24 protein-coding genes, 1 other RNA gene, 1 pseudogene and 1 riboswitch are annotated in these 23,847 nt (G+C 36.7%); of the genes and pseudogenes, 1 reads left to right on the top strand and 25 read right to left on the bottom strand.

Going from position 1 to position 23,847, the window contains the following annotated elements; all coding sequences use genetic code 11:
- Nucleotides 1–328 precede the first annotated feature (328 nt).
- The 15 genes from pcp to aroD all read right to left on the bottom strand — a co-directional run bounded on the left by pcp (nt 329) and on the right by aroD (nt 12,896).
- Nucleotides 329–925 carry a pyroglutamyl-peptidase I gene (gene pcp, locus HMPREF3177_RS04855; protein WP_070457372.1) on the bottom strand — a complete coding sequence of 199 codons (597 nt, stop codon included), beginning with the start codon at nt 923–925 and terminating at the stop codon, nt 329–331.
- A 154-nt stretch (nt 926–1,079) separates the two neighbouring features.
- The gene (locus tag HMPREF3177_RS04850) at nt 1,080–1,466 is read right to left on the bottom strand and encodes a hypothetical protein (RefSeq protein ID WP_068130814.1); all 387 of its coding nucleotides are present in this window, start codon (nt 1,464–1,466) and stop codon (nt 1,080–1,082) included.
- 153 nt (nt 1,467–1,619) lie between these two features.
- Nucleotides 1,620–3,014, bottom strand: coding sequence for a Fe-S cluster assembly protein SufB (gene sufB / locus HMPREF3177_RS04845; protein WP_070457835.1), 1,395 nt, complete (start codon nt 3,012–3,014; stop codon nt 1,620–1,622).
- A gap of 37 nt (nt 3,015–3,051) precedes the next feature.
- On the bottom strand, nt 3,052–3,486 hold the full coding sequence (gene sufU, locus HMPREF3177_RS04840) for a Fe-S cluster assembly sulfur transfer protein SufU (protein WP_068130817.1): 435 nt from the start codon (nt 3,484–3,486) through the stop codon (nt 3,052–3,054).
- A complete protein-coding gene (locus HMPREF3177_RS04835; protein ID WP_070457370.1) occupies nt 3,476–4,696 on the bottom strand; it encodes a cysteine desulfurase in 1,221 nt (406 codons plus the stop codon). The genes sufU and HMPREF3177_RS04835 overlap by 11 nt, the downstream gene beginning before the upstream one ends.
- A gap of 21 nt (nt 4,697–4,717) precedes the next feature.
- Nucleotides 4,718–6,022, bottom strand: a complete 1,305-nt coding sequence (gene sufD, locus HMPREF3177_RS04830) for a Fe-S cluster assembly protein SufD (RefSeq protein ID WP_068130823.1) — start codon at nt 6,020–6,022, stop codon at nt 4,718–4,720.
- Between the two features lie 17 nt (nt 6,023–6,039).
- On the bottom strand, nt 6,040–6,822 hold the full coding sequence (gene sufC, locus HMPREF3177_RS04825; protein WP_068130826.1) for a Fe-S cluster assembly ATPase SufC: 783 nt from the start codon (nt 6,820–6,822) through the stop codon (nt 6,040–6,042).
- Nucleotides 6,823–7,771: 949 nt separating this feature from the next.
- Nucleotides 7,772–8,134, bottom strand: coding sequence for a DUF4870 domain-containing protein (locus tag HMPREF3177_RS04820; RefSeq protein WP_070457368.1), 363 nt, complete (start codon nt 8,132–8,134; stop codon nt 7,772–7,774).
- Nucleotides 8,135–8,273: 139 nt separating this feature from the next.
- Nucleotides 8,274–9,077, bottom strand: coding sequence for a MetQ/NlpA family ABC transporter substrate-binding protein (locus tag HMPREF3177_RS04815; protein WP_070457366.1), 804 nt, complete (start codon nt 9,075–9,077; stop codon nt 8,274–8,276).
- A 14-nt stretch (nt 9,078–9,091) separates the two neighbouring features.
- Nucleotides 9,092–9,772 (bottom strand): methionine ABC transporter permease, encoded by a 681-nt coding sequence (locus tag HMPREF3177_RS04810; protein WP_068130835.1) that lies wholly within the window; start codon nt 9,770–9,772, stop codon nt 9,092–9,094.
- Complete coding sequence (locus tag HMPREF3177_RS04805; RefSeq protein ID WP_070457364.1) at nt 9,769–10,788, bottom strand: methionine ABC transporter ATP-binding protein; 1,020 nt, start codon at nt 10,786–10,788, stop codon at nt 9,769–9,771. Before HMPREF3177_RS04805 ends, HMPREF3177_RS04810 begins: the two co-directional genes overlap by 4 nt.
- A 97-nt stretch (nt 10,789–10,885) precedes the next feature.
- Nucleotides 10,886–10,991: riboswitch (SAM riboswitch) on the bottom strand.
- 25 nt (nt 10,992–11,016) lie between these two features.
- A complete protein-coding gene (locus HMPREF3177_RS04800; protein WP_070457362.1) occupies nt 11,017–11,340 on the bottom strand; it encodes a thioredoxin family protein in 324 nt (107 codons plus the stop codon).
- Nucleotides 11,341–11,396: 56 nt separating this feature from the next.
- Nucleotides 11,397–11,777, bottom strand: a complete 381-nt coding sequence (gene gcvH, locus HMPREF3177_RS04795; RefSeq protein ID WP_070457360.1) for a glycine cleavage system protein GcvH — start codon at nt 11,775–11,777, stop codon at nt 11,397–11,399.
- An 80-nt stretch (nt 11,778–11,857) separates the two neighbouring features.
- Nucleotides 11,858–12,217: a Spx/MgsR family RNA polymerase-binding regulatory protein gene (locus HMPREF3177_RS04790; RefSeq protein WP_070457358.1), complete on the bottom strand. Its 360-nt coding sequence runs from the start codon at nt 12,215–12,217 to the stop codon at nt 11,858–11,860.
- Nucleotides 12,210–12,896, bottom strand: coding sequence for a type I 3-dehydroquinate dehydratase (gene aroD, locus HMPREF3177_RS04785; RefSeq protein ID WP_070457356.1), 687 nt, complete (start codon nt 12,894–12,896; stop codon nt 12,210–12,212). Before aroD ends, HMPREF3177_RS04790 begins: the two co-directional genes overlap by 8 nt.
- 73 nt (nt 12,897–12,969) lie before the next feature.
- Here aroD and HMPREF3177_RS04780 point away from each other — a divergent pair, with 73 nt between their 5' ends.
- On the top strand, nt 12,970–13,512 hold the full coding sequence (locus HMPREF3177_RS04780; RefSeq protein WP_070457353.1) for a hypothetical protein: 543 nt from the start codon (nt 12,970–12,972) through the stop codon (nt 13,510–13,512).
- A gap of 63 nt (nt 13,513–13,575) precedes the next feature.
- Here HMPREF3177_RS04780 and HMPREF3177_RS04775 read toward each other — a convergent pair whose 3' ends face one another.
- From HMPREF3177_RS04775 to HMPREF3177_RS04735, 10 genes and pseudogenes are all read right to left on the bottom strand, one after another.
- On the bottom strand, nt 13,576–13,776 hold the full coding sequence (locus HMPREF3177_RS04775) for a cold-shock protein (protein WP_040929414.1): 201 nt from the start codon (nt 13,774–13,776) through the stop codon (nt 13,576–13,578).
- Nucleotides 13,777–14,023: 247 nt separating this feature from the next.
- Nucleotides 14,024–14,911 carry an Abi family protein gene (locus HMPREF3177_RS04770; protein WP_168161312.1) on the bottom strand — a complete coding sequence of 296 codons (888 nt, stop codon included), beginning with the start codon at nt 14,909–14,911 and terminating at the stop codon, nt 14,024–14,026.
- A gap of 184 nt (nt 14,912–15,095) precedes the next feature.
- Nucleotides 15,096–15,428: a transfer-messenger RNA gene (gene ssrA, locus HMPREF3177_RS04765) on the bottom strand.
- A 330-nt stretch (nt 15,429–15,758) separates the two neighbouring features.
- Nucleotides 15,759–16,112 (bottom strand): annotated as a pseudogene (locus HMPREF3177_RS08720) (VOC family protein); the annotation flags it as partial.
- Between the two features lie 91 nt (nt 16,113–16,203).
- Nucleotides 16,204–17,406 (bottom strand): L-2-hydroxyglutarate oxidase, encoded by a 1,203-nt coding sequence (lhgO, locus tag HMPREF3177_RS04760; RefSeq protein WP_070457349.1) that lies wholly within the window; start codon nt 17,404–17,406, stop codon nt 16,204–16,206.
- Complete coding sequence (locus HMPREF3177_RS04755) at nt 17,407–18,672, bottom strand: (Fe-S)-binding protein (protein WP_070457347.1); 1,266 nt, start codon at nt 18,670–18,672, stop codon at nt 17,407–17,409.
- Nucleotides 18,665–20,071: an FAD-binding oxidoreductase gene (locus HMPREF3177_RS04750; RefSeq protein ID WP_070457832.1), complete on the bottom strand. Its 1,407-nt coding sequence runs from the start codon at nt 20,069–20,071 to the stop codon at nt 18,665–18,667. Before HMPREF3177_RS04750 ends, HMPREF3177_RS04755 begins: the two co-directional genes overlap by 8 nt.
- 4 nt (nt 20,072–20,075) lie before the next feature.
- Complete coding sequence (locus HMPREF3177_RS04745) at nt 20,076–20,762, bottom strand: FadR/GntR family transcriptional regulator (protein ID WP_070457345.1); 687 nt, start codon at nt 20,760–20,762, stop codon at nt 20,076–20,078.
- Between the two features lie 4 nt (nt 20,763–20,766).
- The gene (locus HMPREF3177_RS04740) at nt 20,767–22,713 is read right to left on the bottom strand and encodes a TRAP transporter permease (protein ID WP_070457342.1); all 1,947 of its coding nucleotides are present in this window, start codon (nt 22,711–22,713) and stop codon (nt 20,767–20,769) included.
- Between the two features lie 5 nt (nt 22,714–22,718).
- The gene (locus HMPREF3177_RS04735; protein WP_070457340.1) at nt 22,719–23,720 is read right to left on the bottom strand and encodes a TAXI family TRAP transporter solute-binding subunit; all 1,002 of its coding nucleotides are present in this window, start codon (nt 23,718–23,720) and stop codon (nt 22,719–22,721) included.
- Nucleotides 23,721–23,847: the final 127 nt, after the last annotated feature.

Raw genomic sequence — 23,847 nt, 5'->3', positions numbered from 1 at the left:
TATTTAACACTTTCAACGTTTTTTTGTTAATAAAAGAAGAAAAACCTGGTTTTGAGTTTGTTTTCGCAGGTTGATTGTGTCTTTTTATCCTAAAAAAGCTTAAACACCACTTTTCAAAATTATATTTAACAAAAATTTCGGGATTCTGTTAGATATCCGGATATATTTAACAAATTTCGGGTCGTCGAGCCGGTTTTTGTTAATTATATCTTTTTATCTAACAAAAACGGTGCAAGATTCTGCGTTTTTGTTAATTATCCTAATATATTTAACACTTTCAACGTTTTTTTGTTAATAAAGATGAAAAACCGGCACGAATCCCCACCGCTTACAACGCCTCTATACAAATTCTAACCGTGCGTTTAAGGTCGTCTAGCGACATGCTTGGTAATGCAGGATTCTCGATTGCAAGTTCGTGCGATGCTGGTAGATGTATGAATCCGGCTTTAAATGAGTCATTTTTACGGCTTGCTTCGTGTAGTGCGACGTACATCATGTTATTACATAAATATGTGCCTGCCGTATTAGAGATTTTTGCAGGTAAATACGATTCATTTAACGTATCTACCATTTTGCGGATCGGAAGTGTTGAAAACAATCCATCCGGACCGCCTTCGACAATCGGTTGGTCAACTGGTGCAAAACCTGAGTTGTCTTTTGCGCCGTCTTTTACGTTAATCGCAATTCGCTCTGGAGTAATTTTACTACGTCCAGCTGCGAGACCGAGCATTATAACTGCGTCAGGCTTTCGTTCATTTATTTCTTTTAATAACTCTTTTTCTGATTCGTTAAAGTCAACAGGCAACACTCTCGTTTCAATCGTGTACCCATTAATCGTTTCACTGTCCAATGCTTTCACAATTTCTTCTGTCGGGTTAATTTTATGATTTAAAAACGGAACAAACCCTGTTAATAATAATTTCATGTCCTTCACCTCTACAATATAGTTATCTCACATTGTAATGGAATTTCTTGGAAATTTGAAATCATTAAAACAGGGTTTGTATTAAATTTTTATAGCTCTTTTTTACAATAAAAACGCTATCATAATATAACAAAAATAAATTTATACGGTTATCTTAGTGTTTCAGATCACTCGTATTTTCATTTAAGTTAAGGAAAAGATTCACTCCGAAAAGAATAATTGCAAGTAAGAACATCGGTCCACCGATAAATGTGAAGATGTGTGCTGTTTTTGCATCAATTTGTACGTAAAACGTACTGAATAGGAACAGTGGAACTCCGATATGGTATAACCAGAACGTTGCTTTACCAAGTCCGTTTTTTGCTAAGTGCGGGTAAATACATAATACTGCTCCAATACCTAGTGTTGTTAACCATCCAACGACGTTAACGTGTGCGTGTCCTGCAGCCCAGTTTAATTGAATCGTGTAAGACATAAATAATCCGACAGAAATTCCGAAAACTAAGTAAAGTACTGCAAGTTTAAGCCATGTTTGACCCATTTAAATCCCCCCTATTTCTTTTATAATTTGAGATTATCATTAATTTTGTATAGACGTCAATTTAATGTGAAAAAATCATCCTTTAGTATTAGAACACAAAATATAATAAGATAAAAAAACCGCCACACTTTCATGCGACGGTCAATGTAATATTTATCCGATTGAACCTTCCATCTCGTAACTGATGAGGCGGTTCATTTCTACTGCGTATTCCATTGGTAATTCTTTTGTGAAAGGTTCGATGAAGCCCATGACGATCATTTCTGTCGCTTCGATTTCACCGATACCTCTACTCATAAGGTAGAATAATTGTTCTTCTGATACTTTAGATACACGCGCTTCGTGCTCTAAAGAAATGTTGTTGTTGTAGACTTCGTTGTATGGAACTGTATCTGACGTCGATTGCTTATCCATAATTAACGTGTCACACTCGATTGTAGATTTTGCGTTGTCCGCTCTACGCCCGAAGTGTACAAGTCCACGGTATGTTACTTTACCACCGTGTTGTGCGATCGATTTCGATACGATAGACGATGAAGTGTTCGGTGCTAAGTGTAACATCTTAGACCCTGCATCTTGTAGTTGTCCTTTACCTGCAAGTGCGATAGACATTGTCATACCTCTTGCGCCTTCACCTTTAAGGTAAATCGCCGGGTATTTCATCGTAATCTTAGATCCGATGTTACCGTCTACCCATTCCATCGTTGCATTTTCTTCAGCAAATGTACGTTTTGTAACTAAGTTGTACACGTTGTTTGCCCAGTTTTGAATCGTCGTGTAACGGCAGTATGCGTTTGGTTTAACGATAATTTCAACAACTGCTGCGTGCAGTGAGTTTGTTGTGTAAACTGGTGCAGTACAACCTTCAACGTAGTGTAACCATGAACCTTCGTCACAAATAATTAACGTACGCTCAAACTGTCCCATATTTTCTGAGTTAATACGGAAGTATGCTTGTAACGGACTATCTAATTTGACGTGAGGTGGTACGTAGATGAATGATCCACCAGACCAAACTGCTGAGTTTAATGCAGCGAACTTGTTGTCTGAAGGTGGTACAACTGTCGCGAAGTATTCTTTAAATAGTTCTTCGTTTTCTATAAGTGCTGCGTCAGTATCTTTAAATACGACACCTTTTTCTTCAAGTTCTTTTTCCATGTTGTGATAAACAACTTCTGATTCATACTGTGCAGATACACCTGCTAAGTATTTCTGCTCTGCTTCAGGAATACCTAAGCGATCAAACGTACGTTTGATTTCTTCAGGCACTTCATCCCAAGAACGTTCTGAACGCTCTGAAGGTTTTACGTAATAACGAATTTCGTCGAAGTTAAGTTCTGATAAGTCTCCACCCCATGTTGGCATCGGCTTACTATAGAACTGCTCAAGTGATTTTAGACGGAAGTCTAACATCCACTCTGGCTCTTCTTTCATCTTTGAAATCTCTCTAACAATTTCTTCAGTTAACCCGCGTTCTGAACGGAAAATCGAGACGTCTTCATCGCGGAAACCATATTTATATTCACCAATATCTGGCGCTTTTCTCATTGCCATAACGATTCACTCCTAATCATATTCCGTGCGGTTATTCTTCTTCTTTTACACCTTTTTCAAGTGCTTTCCAAGATAGAGTCGCACATTTAATTCTTGCAGGGAATTGGCTGACGCCGGATAATGCTTCAATGTCGCCCATATCGTCTGTGATTGTGTACTCTTCTCCGAGCATCATCTTACTAAACTCATCTGCCATTTCTAACGCACGCTCTACATTTTTACCTTTAACAGCTTCTGTCATCATCGATGCGCTTGCCATTGAAATCGAGCAACCATGTCCTTCGAAACGAACGTCGTCAATTATATTGTCTTTTACTTCTAACATGAGTCGAATTTCATCTCCACATGTTGGGTTGTTCATATCAATAGTAATCGTTCCACTATCTAATTCTCCCTTATTACGCGGATGTTTATAGTGGTCCATAATGACTGAACGGTATAGCTGTTCTAAATTACTAAAATTCATATGAGAAAAACTCCTTCGTACGCTCTAAGCCTCGAATGAATGTGTCTATTTCATCTTTAGTATTATAAATATAGAAACTTGCACGTGCTGTTGAATTTGTGTCTAACCATTTCATTAATGGTTGTGCACAGTGATGTCCTGCACGAACAGCGATACCCTCTTGATCAAGCGCTGTTGCTAAATCGTGTGGGTGCACTCCGTCAAGATTAAATGTAATTAACCCTGCGCGTTCTTTCGGTCCATAAATGGTAATACCATCAATTTTCTGCATTTCTTCGTAAGCATAATTTACAAGTTCTTGCTCGTAGTCGTGGATGTTATCCATACCGACTTCGAGTAAATAGTCGATTGCTGCACCGAGTCCAATTGCTTCAGCAATCATCGGTGTTCCCGCTTCAAACTTCACTGGTAAATCCGTCCATGTTGCGTCTTCTTTATACACGTAATCGATCATATCTCCACCGTATTCTATCGGCTCTAATTGATCTAGGATTTCTGCTTTACCATATAGTACACCAACACCTGTTGGACCAAGCATTTTATGTGCACTAAACGCATAGAAATCAACGTCTAAATCTTGGACGTCTACTGTCATATGAGGTACAGCTTGCGCACCATCTACAACGATATATGCATCGTGGTCGTGTGCGATTTTTGCGATAGATTTAATATCGTTTACTGTACCGAGTACGTTTGAAACGTGAGTAATCGCAACAATTTTTGTTTTATCTGACATGACACTTTTAACGCTATCTAGCGTAATCGTTCCGTCAGATTCAAGCGGAATAAACACCAATTTTGCACCTTTACGTTTTGCAAGTTGTTGCCAAGGTACGATATTTGCATGGTGTTCCATTTCTGTTACGACGATTTCGTCGCCCGCTTCAACAGCAAAATCACCAAGTGAACGTGCGACTAAGTTGAGTGCTGCTGTTGTCCCACGTGTATAAATGATTTCTTCAAATCGTTTTGCATTTATGAATTTACGTACTTTCATACGCGCAGATTCATATGCATCAGTCGCAAGCGAACCGAGAGTATGGACCCCTCGGTGTACGTTTGCGTTATATTTAAAGTAATAGTCATTCGTCTTATCCACGACGCTTTTTGGCGTTAAGCTTGTAGCTGACGTGTCTAAGTACGTAAGTGCATTCCCATTAACTGTTTCGTCAAGGACCTTAAAGTCTTGTCTTATTGTGTTAATGTCCAATGTGGAAGCCTCCTAGTATTATTAGTGTAAAATTTTATCTTCAATCACTTCTACGAGTAAGTTTTTAACACTTTCAATCGGTAAGCTTACAACAACTGGTGCTAAGAATCCGTGGATAACTAAGCGTTCTGCTTCTTCACGCTTAAGCCCTCTACTCATTAAGTAGAAGAGTTGTAGTTCATCCACACGACCAGCTGATGCTGCGTGTCCTGCTTCCACTTCATCTTCGTCGATTAATAGAATTGGGTTCGCGTCACCACGCGCTTTACCGTCAAGCATTAATACGCGAGATTCTTGTTGAGCGTTTGAGTTCGTCGCACCTTTTTTGATGTGACCAATCCCGTTAAATACGCTGTTTGCGTTCTCTTTCATTACACCGTGTTTTAAGATGTTTCCGTACGTATTTTTACCGTAGTGAATAACTTCTGTCGTGAAGTTTAAGATTTGTTGTCCACGACCAATTGTAACGATTTTAACTTCTGATTCTGAGTTATCACCGTTTAAGTACGTCGTGTTATCGTAAATGACGTTTGAGTCACTCATTAGACCGAGTGCCCAGTCGATTTCAGCATCACGACTTGTTACACCGCGACGTACGACATATCCTGTAAGATCTTTTGCTAAGAAGTCTACTGCACCGTAGTTAATTTTTGCGTTATCTTTTGCAAGCACTTCACTTACAACGTTTAACTGTCCATTCGCTGATTCTAAGTTCGTGACATAGTTTTCTACATAAGTTACTTCAGAACCTTCATCTGCAACGAGTAAGACGTGGTTATATAACGATGCATTTTCATCATCGTGGTAAAACACGACTTGAATTGGCGCTTCAACTTTTACGTTTTTCGGTACGTAGATGAAGACCCCACCGTTTAACATCGCTTGGTGGTAAGCTGTCAGTTTGTTTTCATCGACAGCTACACCTTCAGTCATAAAGTACTTTTCAACTAAGTCTTTATGATTTTCTGATGCTGTAAATATATCTTCAACAATAACACCTTGAGACTTTAATGACTCAGATAATTCTACAAATGCTTTCGTGTTATTGTGTTGCACGTATAAGTTTTCTACATTCTCTACTTCTACAACTTCTTTTACCTTTTCAGGTAAATCAGAAATTGAATCAAACGTTGAACTTTCCGTAAATGGTTGCTCAACTGTAAAAAAGTCCCAGTTATAAATACGTGTTTTGTCTGGTTTTATCATGTCTAAACGATCGATTAAATCTAGTGCTTCTTTTCTTTTATTTGTAAAGAACTCTGTCACACCATTTTGTTCTGCGTCGTTTAAGACTTTTTCTTTATCTAAAACGAATTCGTTAGCCATTACAGTTCCTCCTGATATTATTCTACTGCGTCTACTGTTTCGTCTTCAATTCCGAGTTCTTGTTTAATCCACTCGTAACCTTCGTTCTCAAGACGTTCTGCAAGTTCTTTTCCGCCTGATTTTACTACTCTACCTTGCATCATTACGTGTACGAAGTCAGGTTCGATGTAGTTTAATAAGCGTTGATAGTGCGTGATAATTAATGAACCGAAGCTAGGTCCACGCAGTTCGTTAATACCTTTAGAAACAACTTGTAACGCGTCGATATCTAGACCAGAGTCAATCTCGTCTAAGATTGCGAATTTAGGTTCTAACATCATGAGTTGTAAAATTTCGTTACGTTTTTTCTCCCCACCAGAGAACCCTTCGTTTAAGTAACGCGTTGCCATATCTGGATCCATTTCTAAGAAATCCATGTTTTTATCTAGTTTTTTAATAAATTGCATTAAGTTAATCTCGTCGCCCTCTTCACGGCTTGAGTTAATAGCTGAACGTAAGAAATCTGAGTTTGTTACACCCGAAATTTCTGACGGATACTGCATCGCTAGGAATAAACCAGCGTGCGCACGCTCGTCAACTTCCATTTCCAGTACGTTCTCACCATCAAGTAAAACTTCACCTTGCGTTACATCGTATGCAGGGTGTCCCATAATCGCTTGAGCGAGTGTAGATTTACCCGTACCGTTAGGTCCCATTACAGCGTGAATCTCACCTTGTTTAAGTGTAAGATTTAAACCTTTAAGTATTTTCTTGCCATCAATTTCGACATGTAAGTCTTTAATTTCTAAAACAGAAGTCATCCGATAATCCTCCAATTAGATAGAATTTATTTTCCATATAATAGTTTATAATAGTTCTAAACTATAGTCAAAGTTTCCCATGACCATAATGACTTTAGTATAACGTAAAACAACGGATATTTGTAGTGTTATACATTGTGATAATCGAATTTTAGAATTGAGAATAAAAATCAGGTAAATGATGAAGAACTGGTAGGTAACTTGGTGATTTTCGTTGGAGTTTTGATGTGTTTTTATTTCTGAAGAGTCTTAGTTTTTTCTCGGAATTATAATAATCAAATTTCAGGTCGCTGAGACGTTTTTTGTTAATTAAGATGAAGAACCTCGTGGTGATTTGAATTTCGGAAGGTTTAAAGTGTCGTTTTATCCCAAAGGAGTAATAAAGCTGCTTCTCAAAATTATATCTAACAAAAATTTCGCGATTTTGTTAGATATCTCGATATAATTAACAAATTTCAAGACGCCACCTCGGTTTTTGTTAATTATATTTTTTTATCTAACAAAAACAGCACTGAATCCCAGGTTTTTGTTAATTATCCGGATATATTTAACATATTCAACAATTTTTTGTTAATTAAGATGAAAAACCTCGGTGAGATCTGAATTCGGGGAGTCAGAAAGTGTTGTTGTATTCCAAAATAGCGATAACACCATTCCCTAAAATTATATTTAACAAAAATTTCGCGATTCTGTTAGATATTCGGATATAATTGACAGATTTCGTCTCGCCACCCTCACTTTTGTTAATTATATTTTTTTATCTAACAAAAACAGCACTGAATCCCATGTTTTTGTTAATTATCCGGATATATTTAACACATTCAACAATTTTTTGTTAATTAAGATGAAAAACAGGCGAAAGATCAATTATCGTATACGGTAGACACCGACACAGCTCACTCACACTCCACACGAAAAAAACACACGTGCTTAGGCACATGCGTTTTCCTTATTTAATGAATCGAATTGTTAGTGGTGGAAGATATCTTTCACCGTTTGATGATTTAATCGCTCCAATAATCGTGAATACTACAACCATGACTAATATAATAGGTGTCGTAATAAAGCCGATGAGAACTACAGTTAATATCGAAGAAACAAATGAATAGATTGAATACGAAATCGAGAAGTTTAGTACGTCAGCTAGTGCAGCACCCGTTTCTGGATCGTCGTCTTTCTTAACTGCCCATATAATTAACGGCGCAATGAATGCTGATACAAATAATGATAAGTACGATAGCATGACGATTTGTCCGTCAAACACAGGGCGTGTTTCATATGTGTATTCTGAATTACGTTCAAATTCATCCATTTAGATTACCTCCAGTAAATTCTTGATATGTAAATATACCCAGCTATCGAACAAATATAAACTTACTCTTTAATAAAAAGATAAAAAATTCGTCTTTCCACACAAAAAAACACGACTTAAAAAGCCGTGTCTTTTCTCATTATTCTGCCGGAATTACTGCACCGTCATAATTGCCATCGATGAATTTTTTGATTTCTTCACTTTGTAATACTTCTACAAGTGTTTTTAAGTTTTCGTTATCTTTGTCTGCGCTTCTTACAATTACAACGTTTACGTAGTCTGAGTCTGCCGCTTCAAGTTCGATTGCATCTTCTTTTGGTGATAATCCTGAGTCAATCGCGTAGTTTGCGTTGATAAAGAACACATCACCTTCGTTATTTTCGTATGCTTTGACCATGATTTCTGGTGCTGTTTTGTTGTCGAATACGAAGTTATGTGGGTTGTCTTCGATATCGTCAATTGTTGCTTCGATTGGGTCAACACCGTCTTTTAATGTAATTAAACCGTGGTCGACGAAGAATTTAAGGATACGTCCTTCATCTGGCACGTTGTTTGAAAGCATAATTTTTGCTCCGTCTGGTAACTCTTCTAATGATTTATAATCGTTAGAATATGCACCGATAGGCTCTAAGTGAACGGCTCCAATGTTTTCAAAGTCGAATCCTTCTTTTATTAAGTTATTAAAGTATGGAATGTGTGCGAAGAATGTTGCATCTGCATCTTCACTGTCTAACATTTGGTTTGGTGTGTTGTAGTCGTTCACGACTTTAATGTCGAGATCGATTCCTTTTTCTTCTAATAATGGTTTTGCTTCTTCTAAAATTTCAGCGTGTGGTACTGGTGTCGCAACGACTGTTAATTTTTCGTTTGCTTCTTTTCCGCCACCACATGCAGCGAGTACTACTGTTAGTAATAATGTAAATGCAAATAATATTCTTTTCATAAATAAGTCTCCTCTTATCTTTTGTCGACTGCTTTTGATACAGTGTCTCCTATAATTTGAATGATAAAAACGATAATTAAAACAACGATTGTCGCAACGAGTGTCACGTCTGGTTGATTTCTCGTAAATCCGACCATGTATGCTAGACTTCCAAGACCTCCTGCTCCAATAACACCAGCCACTGCAGTTGAACCGACGAGCATAATCGCCGTTACTGTAATCCCTGAAATGAGTGCTGGAAGTGATTCAGGGAGTAACACTTTCCAAATAATTTCAGTTTGCGTTGCACCCATCGACTCAGCAGCTTCAATGACGCCTTTGTCGACTTCTTTTAACGCGATCTCAACGAGTCTCGCATAAAACGGAGACGAGCCGATTATTAACGCGGGCATCGCTCCCCATACTCCCATCATCGTTCCCATAATTGCTTTTGTGAACGGTATGAGTAATATGATTAAAATGATAAACGGAATGGCACGAAATAGGTTAACGACAAATGATGTCGCACCGTACACTGGTTTAGAGGCAATCGCCTTACCTTTTGATGATTGAAATAAAATGACACCGAGTATAATTCCTATGACGAATGAAAATAGCGTCGCGATTCCTGTCATTGTCAGCGTTTCTATCGTCGCTTCGATTAGTGCATCGATTTTGACGTGTTCAAATCGGAACATTTCTTTTATATCGTTCATTTGATGACCTCCACTGACACATCTTCACGTTCAAACTGCTCAATAATTTTAGTTAACGTCTCACCTTGAACTTCAGTCGCAACGTATAGATGACCGTATGATTCGTCGTTTGTTTGTTTAATATTTCCTGATAAGACGTTCATGTCTAAATCATACGTTTTAATCACTTGAGAGACGATTGGGCGATTTGCTTTCGTACCGACAAATCCGAGTTTTAATACTGTCGAATTTGGGAAACTTTCTTTAATCGCTTTAATTTGAACGTCGACGTCTTCATCGTCTAAATCATCTTGTACAAATCGTTTTGTAACTGATGATTTTGGATTTTGGAACAATTCGATAATCGGTGCAACTTCGATGACTTTACCATTTTCCATGACGGCTGCACGGTCGCAAATTTTACGAATCACTTGCATCTCGTGTGTGATCATGACGATTGTTAACCCTAGCTCTTCGCGAATTTTTAAGAGTAAATCGAGTATTTCATCTGTCGTTTGTGGGTCTAAAGCACTCGTCGCTTCGTCACATAATAACACTTCCGGATGATTGCTAAGTGCTCTTGCGATACCGACACGCTGCTTTTGACCGCCGGATAATTCACTTGGATAGTTATGTTCTCTACCTTCTAAACCGACAAGATGAATTAACTCCGTCACACGAGCGTCCATTTCACTCTTTGATACACCTGCGATTTCAAGGGGGAGGCGAATGTTTTCATAGACTGTGCGGGACCATAACAAGTTAAAATGTTGGAAAATCATCGACACTTTTTGGCGCTTTTTACGTAATGCTTTTTTTGAAAGGGTGTTTATCGTGTCTCCACCGATTACAACGTCTCCACTTGAAAGTGTTTCTAAACCGTTAAGCATTCGGATTAGCGTAGACTTTCCAGCCCCGGAGTATCCGATAATACCGAAAATTTCTCCTTTTTCGATATGTAACGACACATCATCTACCGCATGGACGGTTTTCTTTTTCCCTTTAAAAACTTTAGTGACATTTTTAATATCAATCATCGCTTTGCCTCCAGTTATATCCGCTTAATAATTCTTTTTCACTTTAAGAAAATAAAAATGCTTACTCAAAAATGAGTAAGCATAAATAACGTTCGCTTTCTCATCTTCGAATGATTATAACCATTCAGTGAATTAGCACCTTGTCTATTTAGACGGTTGCCGTGGCTTCATTGGGCACTTCCCTCCACCACTCTGGATAAGAATTATTAAGTTTGATTTATTGTAGCACTACGAATTTTCATTGTCAACGTACTTTTTAAATATTTCGACAATTTTAGTCACCGACTCAAACGCGTACACTTCTTCTTGTAGTTTACCGTCTTTAAAGATTAACAGCGCCGGAACGCTGTGAATTTTATATTGCTGAATAAAAGCCTCGTAATAGTTTAAATCAATCTTTGTGACGTTTACGTCTATGACTTTTGTTGCGATATTTAAAAAAGACTCTGCGAGTTTACACGTCGCACACATCGGCGTATACCCGTAGATCACTTCAACGCCGCTTCGTTTTATGATAGATGTTAGTTCTTCTTCTGTAATTTTTTGTTTCATTTTTTAAATCCTTTGAAAGAAAAAACTCTAGACATCGTCTAGAGTTCTTACATAAATTATTGTCCTGTCATTTCTTCGTAAGCTGCTGCATCCATTAACTCATCAAGTTCTGATGCATCTCTAAGCTTAACTTTTAACATCCAAGCTTCTTCGTATGGTGATTCGTTTACTAACTCAGGGCTGTCTTCGAGCTCTTCGTTTACTTCAAGTACTTCACCAGAAACTGGCGCATATAATTCAGATACTGTTTTTACAGATTCTACTGAACCGAAGTCGTCACCTTTTGCGATTTCGTCTCCTTCTTCAGGAAGCTCAACGAAAACGATGTCTCCTAATTCTGACTGTGCGAACTCAGTAATACCAATAGTTACTGTATCTCCGTCAACTTTTACCCACTCATGATCTTCTGAATACTTTAAGTTGTTTGGTGTTGCCAAAACAAAAACCCCCTAGTAATGAATAATTAATAATTGTATTATCTCACATAACTAACATATAGACAAATTAAATCAGAATGTTAATCATTTAAAACTGCGTCATATTGTTCTTCCTTAAATCCTAAAACGACAGCACTCTCTGTAACGAGCATCGGACGCTTGATAAGCATGCCATCACTCGACAGTAATTCAATTTTTTCATCGAATGACATCGTATCTAACTTTTCTTTTAAGCCGAGATCTTTGAATACTTTACCGCGCGTATTAAAAAAGTCATCAATTTCGTAATTATCTGCTTTACTAACGATGTCTTTTAGTTCGTATTCTGACGGTGGTTCTTCTACCATATCAATGACTTCTAAATTGATTCCTTTATCTTCTATATACTTTTTACCTTTACGACATGTTGAACATTTTTTATACTCGTAATATTTATTCATTATATTGATATACCTCTCTTAGCATTTTTATTTCCACTTGGCCGGGTGCTTGTGGCGTCTTTAAACATCCGTAAGTGAACGCTGAATTGTACGGTGCTTTTGCGACGCGTGTTATTTTACCCCTTTCCCCCATCGCGATGATAATAATCATATTTCCGTACTTTTCTTTATTTTGTTTTAACAATTCAAAGAGTAATTCGACGTCTTCATTATTTGTTGGCATATACGCGACTTTACAATAGTCCGCAAATGATTCATACATTCCATCGATAATCGACTGTATTGTTTTTTTATTTGGCGTTTTTAGAAAATCATGATGACTAAACAGTACATCGATACTACGAGATTTGACGTGTGAAATAAACGCAGCCTCTCTATAACTATTGTACTGAATGTCTAAAATATCAAACGGTGCATGCGCTGAAATGTATTCCATATGTGACACGTAATCGTCATCGCTACCATATCCACCTTCACTTTCCGTACGATATGTATACAAAATACGCTTATTTAACTCTCTTAAACCATATAGTGCGTCGATAATTTCTTCATCGTCTTCAAAATAATCGCCACGAAATTCCAAAATATCGAAATCGTCTCGTGCGTGATGTAAGTCCTCTAACTCTTGTTGTAGTTCTATCAAATTACGGCTACTTAACGTGACGACAATTTCCGTCATACTACCACTCTCATTTGTTTCTCATTTAAAAGAATGATACCATATTTTTAAACATTTAACGATAGGAGACACTATGAAGAAATTACTGTTAAGCACTACTCTAATCGTATTTATTGCAGGTTGTAGTACAGATAACGAAAATGATGTTACAAAAGAGTCAAACGACGATACGACAGAAAAAACTGAAGTAAAAGAAGTGAAAGTATCGCCTGAAAAGGAAATTGAAAATGATACGCGTAACGATATCGGGAAAATCGTCACAATCGACGGCATCGACTTCACTGTGAAATCGAGTCAATTAACAGATGAAAGAATCGAAGATCATTTTGAATCGTTTGAATATGTATTAGAGCTTGAAGTGTATTATAAAAACAATACAGACAAAAACTTCCCAGCAGGACGTGACGTCTCAGTACAAGTGAATGATAAAGAAGCGACGTACTATGATTTAGACAGCTCGATATTACAAGAAATCGCACCTGGTGAAGAAATTACCGGAAAAGTCTATTACGCGTTTAACGGAACGCCAGAAGTCGTTACTGCGAAATTTGCACCACTATTAAATACTGCAGGAGATTTCGAAGAGTTTAACGCATACCCTGAATTAGATTTATAAACAAAAAAGTCAGCAATCCAAAGATTGCTGACTTTTATTATATATTACTATATAAATTTTAAATTATTGAACGACAACGTTTGTTGCTTGTGGTCCACGATCGCCTTCAACGATTTCGAACTCAACGTTTTGTCCTTCTTCTAAAGTTTTGTAACCTTCACCAACAATACCTGAGAAGTGTACGAATACGTCGTCTCCGTCTTCTCTCTCGATGAATCCAAAACCTTTTTCTGCGTTAAACCATTTAACTGTACCGTTATTCATAATAGAATACCCCCGTAATAAAAATAATATGTGTAAAACATTCAAACTTCTACGAGTGAATCTATTAAATAACACTACATCTCATTTGAATAATTATTACCATATCCTAACTATACAGAACATCTGTACGAATGTAAAGAAGTATTTTGGGGATGGTATTGAGTATAAAAAACTCAGCTCTACATCTTTCGATGCAGAGCCTACAAACTTATAGTTTATTTCCTTATTTATAATATTAGATTATTTACTAATAATTTTCAAGCACTTTCTCAAAGAATCTATATACTGAGGTAAACCGTTCATCGTATATTGAACGATTCCTTCTTGCTCTATTCATAAATTGCACAAACTCTTCTATTCTATGTTCTTTCATCTTCTCGCTTAAAACAACTTTTTTATATACATAGAACATCGCTAATAAATCATGCATGTTAAAATTTCTCAGTCTCTTATTTAACTGTCTATCATTAAGTCCTAAACTCTTACCAAAGTTAGTGATTATTACACTTTTATTATTACCACTAATTTGATTGTTTATAACTATATTATTTAATATTGGAGTATTATGTGCGGCTTTATTTCTGATATTTTTTACAAACCTCACCGTTTTACTTAAATCTTTGTATTCAGGGAAATCATATTTATTATATAAAAATTCAACAAACCAGCACAAATCCCCAAACTGTAAATGTTCAATTAAGAACCATATCGGAGGTTGGCTTTTATATTTTTCAAAATCGGAATTTCTAAAATGATCATACTTTAAATAACCTAGCATTTTTTCGTATGGATTATCTAATTTTCTATAAGCAAAAAATTCCTGTACTACATTATAACCATCTTCATCTCGATTATTCGTGATAGTACGAATTATGTTTAACTTTATGAAATGTTCAATATCTAAACAAAATTTTATAATTATATATCTCAACTGCATATCCAAACTCGCGAGATCAACTAAGTTTTTAAAGTCAACTTTCTGGTATCTTTCTATTAATTCATTTTGATATCTAACTGTTTGTTTCGGATAATTATCTACATAACTATTAAGTTTAAAGTAATAATTCTTATATTCTAATATTTTCATAGCTTCATACTCGTCAATGTGTTTGAATTCAACACCTCTAAATTTCATATAAAATATTAAAGATTTAAACGATAGTTTCATTATATATATAATTCCTTTTTTAATTCATTATACTAAATACATAAAAAATCTCTATTAGTGGAGATAATTCAATATATAACACTTTAATTTAAGGAATTTTGAACACAAAAAAACCTACAACTCTTACGAGCTGTAGGCGATATATGGAGACGGCGGGAGTCGAACCCGCGTCCAAGGATCTTGCTACACTTCTTTCTACGTGTGTAGTTCTCAATTAAAGTTTCGCATGAACGCCGGAAGAGAACGTTCCACAATTCATGCTAGTCTGATTAAGTTCTTCTAGAAGTCTGCAGACGGAAGACTTCTAGTATATCTTGCTAAATAGGGACTATCTTGTTATTTAAAGAATAATCTATAAATTCTAAGATTATTCTAAGAGTGCCGCTTTATCGTTTATTTAGTTTACGACCATTTTAATACCTTCTGGTGTTTCTACTATTTCGCTCGGAGCGTCTGGAACTGAAATGTTAAATGATTTTAAGCCGTATGTGTTCATTGCATCGATTCTTGCTTTGTTACTATGCCAGTTGTTCACTGCAATGTGGTGGTGATATTTATTTGAACCTAAGAAATATGCGCTCATGACTTTAGTCGCGATTTCAAATCCGTAGTTACCATAGAATTCTAGGTCAATCGCCACGCCACCTTTCAAGTGCAAGTGCCCAATAATTGTACCTTCTGGCATACCTGACCACTCTGTATTACGACTTGATTCAATAATACCATCAAAATCTAAAGCTAGAGTATCCATTACCACTTGTCCATTGGACCAAGACCATGTGTCGCTATCTCTATCCACATATACTTCAATACCATTTCCTTCAGGATCAACGAGATACGTCGCTTCACTCACTAAGTGATCCCCACCTGAGAGAGGAATCTGTCTATTAAACATGTGTTTAATAAAACGGCCCAGGTCACTTCGAGTTGGTAGTAAAATTGCGATATGGAATAATCCCGCTTCACTTTGAGCTGCCACTCTACCATTCTCTAAAACTTCAAAAGTGAATGTGTGTGTGCTACCTTCAAAACCTGCAACGAAACCCGATTCACTTTCTTCAATTAATTTCATGCCTAAAATATTTATATAAAAATCTTTCATTTTACTTAAATCTCGAATGTTTAATGTGATATTTGTTACCTGAGCATTATCCTTATGGAAATTCATTTTAATACCTAACCTTCTTAATATGATTACCGTATTCTACCATCATTTAACATCGTTCTATTAAAAATTTGCTCAAAACAAAAATCTCAGATTAATTTAAGTTTGAAACGTGTGCGTATCTATTTGTAATTTCTTTTCCTATCTCGATCGCACATGTTGCTGCTGGACTCGGTGCATTGAGTACGTGAAGACTATAGTCATTCGATTCAAAATAAAAATCATCGATTAATGTACCATCACTTTTCATGGCTTGTGCTCGTACGCCCGCTTCCATTGGAGTAAGCATGTCTCCAGTAATTTCTGGAATGAGTTTTTGTGCATTTTTTACAAAAGCACGTTTATTAAATGATCGATAATACTCTCTAAAACCTTCTTTTATGTTTTTGACACCCATTTTATAAAGACCACTAAACGTTAGTATTTCAGTCGTTTCTCTTAAGTCGAAACCGATTTTACCGTATGCTTCTTTTTTAAATCCGAGTACTGCATTCGGTCCAACATCTACCCCACCGTGAATCATATTTGTAAAATGTACACCTAAAAATGGTAACTCTGGATTCGGTACTGGGTAAATGAGTGTATTGACTAGATACTCATTTTCAGGATCAACGACAAAATATTCCCCTCTAAACGGTATAATCTTTATATCCGTATCGATACCACTTAATTTAGCGATGTGGTCACTATATAGTCCTGCACAGTTAATGAGAAACTCCGTTTTAAACATTTGATTTTTTGTGTAGATGAAGAGCCCTTGATCATCTTTAAACACTTTGCGCACACCTGCGTCAAATATGACTTTTCCACCGTTCTTAATAAACAGTTCTTTAAGTTTATTTGTGACATCTGTATAATCTACGATTCCTGTATTTCGTACATGAATGCCTCCAACTACATTGACGTGTGGCTCAATTTCTTTTACTTCTTCTTTTGTTAACAATTTAATATCTAACCCGTTTTCTAATCCTCTTTGATATAAATTGTTCATACGTACAAGTTCTGATTCGTCAGTTGCCACGATGACTTTTCCGCATCTATCGTACTTAATATTGTGCATATCACAAAATTCATACATACTATTTGAACCGTTTCTTGCGAACTTCGCTTTAAAAGATCCTGGTGTATAGTAAATTCCTGAATGGATAACACCGCTATTATGACCTGTTTGGTGTTTCGCGACTTCGTTTTCTTTTTCAAGCACGACGATTTTTTTATCTGGATACTTTTCAGATAAGTGATACGCTGTACTCATACCGACGATTCCTGCTCCAACGATTAATATATTAATTTTCATTTATATCACTCCACATGATTCTGCTACAACTTCAACGAGATGTTTTACTTCTATTTTATCTGATAAACCTTCTTTTTCTACACCGATGATCATCTGCATATGACAGCCTGGATTAGACGTAATAATTAAATTTGGTTTCACTGTTTTAACGTTTTTCATCTTCATATCGAGTATTTGCATCGATGCATCAAAATTTAAAACGTTATAAATCCCTGCTGAACCACAGCATAGCGATTTCCCTGGCATATCGATATAATTTAAGCTCGGTATTTGACGAATAATTTCAAGCGGACTATTAAACACCTTTTGGACATTTTCTAAATGACAAGATGGTTGATACACTGCATTCTTTTCTATTGGGTAGATTAAATTTAAATCGATCATCTCAAACAATTCTGAAATATCTCGAACTTTCTCTTTAAATTGTTTCGCAGGTTCCTCCCACTCGCTATCACCTTCAAATAATTTGTCGTATTCTTTTAATGTAGCTCCACATCCACCAATGGAGTTCACGATAAAGTCACATTCAACATCGTTAAATTGTTGAATATTTTCTTTTGCAAGTTGAATCGTGATATCCTTCTCACCTGCATGATGCTGTAGAGCCCCACAACACGTCTGTTTCACTTTTACGAGTTCAACACCGTGAGCTTTTAGTATCTCCATTGCAAGTGTATTAATTTTAGAAAAGAATGACTCCATAATACACCCTTCAAAATATGCGACTTTAAGGCGTGGTTCGTTAGCATTATATAAATCTCGTTTTTTCATTAGCTCTGCTTCTGGTAGTGCTTGATTTAGAAGATGATATTTCTTTAAAAAGTTATTGTTTGTAACTGTAGATGCGAGTCGTTTTACTTTTGTCTTGTCATATAAGAAAGTGGCTCTATTCACGAGTTTAATCATACGTTTTGACCTTAAAATATAATCAAATGCAGTTTTTCTAACGACCCTTTCAACGATTGTTTTCTTTTTATTGATATTGAGTACTTCGACTGCTGACATTAAAATATCGCCGTACTGGACTTTAGTTGGACATACCGTTTCACACGCACGACACCCTAGACAAAGTTCAATACTATCTCGCATATCTTCGATGCCGATTTTCCCTTCAGCGGTCATCTTCACTAAGTTAATGCGTCCTCTTGGTGAGTGTTTTTCTTTTCCAAATGCTAAGTACGTGGGGCACGCTGGGAGACAATATCCACATTGAACACAGTCAAACGTCTTATCGTAATCAAGTTTTTGTAATAACTGTTCACTCATTCTTTAACACAATCCTTTGTTCGTCTTTTTCTGGAAATATCTTCCCTGGATTTAGAATGTTCTGTGGATCGAGTGCTTGTTTTATAAGCTTTTGGAAATTAAGACCCGCTTCTTTTAACTCTTCTTTCATATACGCGCGTTTCATCGTACCGATACCATGTTCACCAGATAGCGTACCGCCGATTGAAATCGTGAATTTAAATAACTCATCAATCGCTTTTTCCGCACGTTTTACTTCATCATCGTCACGCATATTAATAATTAAATTCGGGTGTAGGTTCCCATCTCCTGCATGACCAAATATAACTAAGTTTAAATTATATTTCTCTTTTAGCTCATTCACTTTATTGAACATATCTGGAATTTTACTCAGCGGTACGGTCGCATCTTCAGAAAGTTTCGTGTACCCACTTTTTACAATTGCAGGAGAGACGAGTTTTCGTACTTCCCATAACTCTTTTTCTTCATCTTTTGTCTGTGCGATTTTAACGTTTGTCACGTTTAATGATGCGAGTACTTTTTTAACTTCGTTAAGTTCATCGTGTAATACTTTTTTGTTACCATCAACTTCAATTAATAGTATTGCATCTGCGTCTCTTGGAAGTCCTAATTGTCTAAAGTCTTCGACTCTATTAATCGAGTTCTTGTCTAGAATCTCCATTTTCGATGGGTGAATTCCAGATGATAAAATTTTTGAAATCGACTCTCCAGCGACTACTATATCTTCAAAAATTACCATTGCTGTGAGTGTATCTTCTGGTTTAGGTATGAGTCGTAACGTTGCTTCAGTAATAATTCCTAACGTACCTTCAGACCCTACGATTAGCTTTGTCAAATCATAACCTGTTACGTTTTTAACTGTGTTACCACCTGTTTTTACAACGTCGCCATTTGCAGTGACTATTTCTAATCCTAGCACATGGTCTTTTGTAACTCCGTATTTTACACCACGTGGACCGCCAGCGTTTTCCGCTAAATTTCCACCAATTGTACAAATTCTAGACGATGAAGGATCAGGAGCATACATTAAGTTATGTTGATTTGCGAGTTCGTGTATTCTGTCTGTGATAACGCCTGGACTCGCCTTTACAATTAAGTCCTCAGGGTAAATTTCAAGTGTGTCATCCCATTGAGAAAAATCTAACACGATTCCTTTATGGACAGGAAGTGGCCCTCCAGATAAACTTGAACTTGCACCTCTAGGGTATAGCGGAATGTTATACTCTTTTGCAATGTTTACAACTTTAACGACTTCTTCTGTCGATAATACTTGAACAACTGCATCTGGCATATACTGTCCAAAAGAAGCATCATAGCTATAGGACACTCGGTCATCGACTTCTAATAGTAGTCGGGACTTAAATATATTTTTTAACTCTTTAATTACTGAATCATTCATATCATCACTCAACTCTCGGGTCACCTAGTTTTAACCGCATCGTCTCTAGGTGTTGTTTCATATATGCACTTGCTCTCTCTTCGTCTTGATTGAATATCGAATTGTAAATATCTCGGTGTTCGTTATAAACGCTTTGACGTTTTCTTGGACGATTCAAGTTCATTTTTAAAGAATATGTCAATGCTTTAACATGAATCTCTTTAAAATTTCGAAACGTTTGAATTAAATATTCGTTTTTAGTCGATATAATAATCGCTTCGTGGAATTTATAATCCGCTTCAACACCTACGTCCTCGTCATTAATCGTAATATTTTCGAAATGATTTAACGCATCTTTAATGTTTTTTAAATCATCTGTCGTTCGTCTTCTCGCACTTAACGCTGCTGCTTCAACTTCAATGATCGTTCTAATTTCTAATAAATCATAGAGCTGTCTTTCATCGAATTCTTCATATGCATGTTTACTAAGTAAAGGTGCAATACTCGTGTTAATTACAAAGCTTCCTTGCCCTTGATGAGTGACGATATAATTCAGAGACTCCAGCCGTGTTAATGCTTCACGTATCGTCGCTCGACTTACATCATATTGTTTACTGAGTGCATATTGAGAAGGAAGCTTATCATTTAATTGATAAGCTCCTCTTTCAATATGTTCTAATAAGTGATTATACACTTTGTCTACTTGAGTCATTCACCTATGCAACTCCTGCTGTTCTTTTACTTTTTATAATATGGAACGCTACAAGAAGAGCGAATAATATAATTCCGACTACATCAGTTAGTGAATGAGTCGTAATGAGTAATAACGCAGTTACAACAAACAATACTTTCTCTACGATGTTTAATCTTGTTTTTAAGAATCCACCTAAACCTACTGCTAGCGCATAAATTCCGACTAAAGCAGTTAGAAACACGAATAAGAGCCTGACGTAGTTCACCCCTTCATCTCCCGCGTCTAATAATATAATCGGATCATACGCGATAATGAACGGGATAATAAACCCTGGTAATGCCAGTCGTAACGCTGTCCAAGACGTCTCTACTGGGTCGGCGTTCGCAATACCTGCTGCTGTATATGCAGCAAGAGCTACTGGTGGTGTGACGTTTGACATCGCTCCAAAGTAGAACACAAAGAAGTGTGCTGCAAGTGGTGACACCCCTGCTTGTACTAATGCCGGTGCAGCTGTTACTGCAACGACGATGTATAACGCTGTAGAAGGTAAACCAAAACTTAATATAATACATGTAATCATAACCATCACAAGGATTAAGAACAGGTTTCCTCCAGCAAGATCAATCACGTTATACGCAAGCATCGACCCGACACCTGTCATTGAAACAACTGCGATAATAATACCTACAACCGCACACGCAATCGCAACTTGAATAGAACCAATTGCCCCTTCACGTAATGCGACAAATAATCTTGGTAATGTAATTCTATTTGATTTATCTTTCGTTAAATACGATACGATAATTGAAGTAATGATACCAGCAAACCCTGCAAATATCGCTGTACGCCCCATTAATAACACTGCAAACACGACAATGATTGGTAAGAGTAATGCACCACGTTCAATTAACACTGCTTTTACATCAGGAATGTTATCTTTACTAATCCCTTTTAACCCTTGCTTTTTTGCTTCAGTATCCACTGCAAAGATTAGCGCGATATAGTAAAGTAATGCTGGAATTATACCTGCAATAACGACGACAGTATAAGGCACTCCTAAAAATCCAGCCATGATGAATGCCGCGGCTCCCATAATCGGAGGCATGATCATTCCACCAGTAGATGCTGCCGCTTCAACTCCACCGGCAAACCTTGGTTTTAAACCGATACTTTTCATCAGTGGAATTGTAAACGCACCTGTTGTTGCAACGTTCGCAACCGCACTACCGTTCAACGTCCCTGTTAATGCACTCGTTAATACAGCAACTTGTGCAGGACCACCACGACGCTGACCCGCAATTGCGAGCGCAAGGTCGTTAAATAATCTACTCGCTCCACTCGCACTTAAGAACGCTCCAAATATTACGAAAAGTACAATGTACGTTGATGCAATCGATAACGTGTTACCGAAAATGCCTGAAGACGTCATGTATATTCTAAATAACAGTCGCTTTAAACTAAATCCAGAGTGTGCAAAGTCAATCGGGAAATATACACCGTATACAGCGTAAACCATTGCAAATATACTGAGTAGCGGTATAAACCATCCAATCGCACGTCTTGTAATTTCAAATAATACAACGATACAAAGTATCGCGAACACGTAGTCCGTCGTATGTGCTTGTGACATACGGTTGACGTGTAAATCCGTATATGCAAAAAGTATGTAACCAAAAGATGCAATCGTGAGTATAATCCAAAATACATCGACTACTCCGAATGTTGCAGTTTTATCCTTCTTATTATTCGGATAAAGGAAAAACGCTAGGATCGTAATGAGCATTATAAAAATCGTGTTTCTATAAAACTCTTGAATGTTTAAAAAGCTCGAAGCGACTAATACGAAAAGTGAAATGATTACCGCAACAATAGATGCGATAATAAACGGTGTGCCTTTTAAACGCTCCATTCTCTCCTCTTCTGGAGTCAATTCAGTTTGATTTGTTTGAATGTTTAAATGTTTACTCATTTATATCACTCCTTCGCTTCTTCTGGTATTAGTTTTTCGTCGATCTCAATACCTTGCTCTTTAAAATATTTGTAAGCACCTGCGTGAAGCGGTGTTGATAAACCGTCTAATGCAGTTTCGATACTCATCTCTCTCGCAGAGTTATGAACACCAATCATAAATTCTCTATTCTCAAATAAAATCTTCGTAAGGTTATACACGAGTTCTTCATCCATATGTGTTGTTGTAACTAAAATATTTGGTTGTGCAATCGTTTGAATATCCTTATCTTGTTTTGGATACGTTCCTGCTTCAATCGTATATAAATACCATGCACTTACTACTTTGTTAATTTCTTCTAATTGTTCGTCAGTTACTTCTAAAATAGACGCTTTTACGTTACTCGCATACATGTCAGTCACTGCAGAAACAGGTGTCCCTGCTGGTAAAGAACCTCCGTCAAGTCTACCATCACGCATTGCTGAAACTGTTTCATCATATCCTAAGTATTCAGGTCTAATATTATCTTTTGTAAGACCGATACCTTGCATCATCGTAATCGTAGACTGTTCAGTACCACTCGCTTGCGGTCCAACAGAGAATGAATTTCCTTCGATGTCTGAGATGTTACCGGTTTCAACTTTACTATTCATTAGCACAAAATGTTCTACGTTTGGCCAAATCATACCGATTGAACGTAAATCTTCATAAGCATTATCCTCATAAATCCCTGTCCCTTCAGTCGCTTGCGTAGAAATTAAGTTTTGTAAAATTGCTAAATCTGCTTCACCATTTTTAAGTAAGTCAATATTCTCAACAGATCCTGCTGAAGATTGACCGTTAAATTTAATGTTTTGATCGCGGTAATGTTCTGTCCAAAGTTGACCCATACCGACACCAATCGGATAATACGTACCACCCGTTGATGCTGTCGCTATGTTGTAAATTTCTTTTTTCTTAAAGTTACATCCGCTCAAAATGAGCAACAGAGACACTATAACCGCAAGAAAAGTAAATCTCTTATTCATAATTCTCCCCCTTAATGTAAACGCTTTAACTTGTCTGACTTGTTAGTATTATAAAATAAATTTAATGATTATGCAATAAATACTAAAATTTTAAACACAAAAAAACCTACAACTCTTACGAGCTGTA

Source organism: Nosocomiicoccus sp. HMSC09A07, assembly GCF_001808485.1.
GTDB lineage: Bacteria > Bacillota > Bacilli > Staphylococcales > Salinicoccaceae > Nosocomiicoccus > Nosocomiicoccus ampullae_A.
The sequence above is the reverse complement of the archived record's forward strand: the minus strand, read 5'-3'. Positions and strand labels throughout refer to the sequence as shown.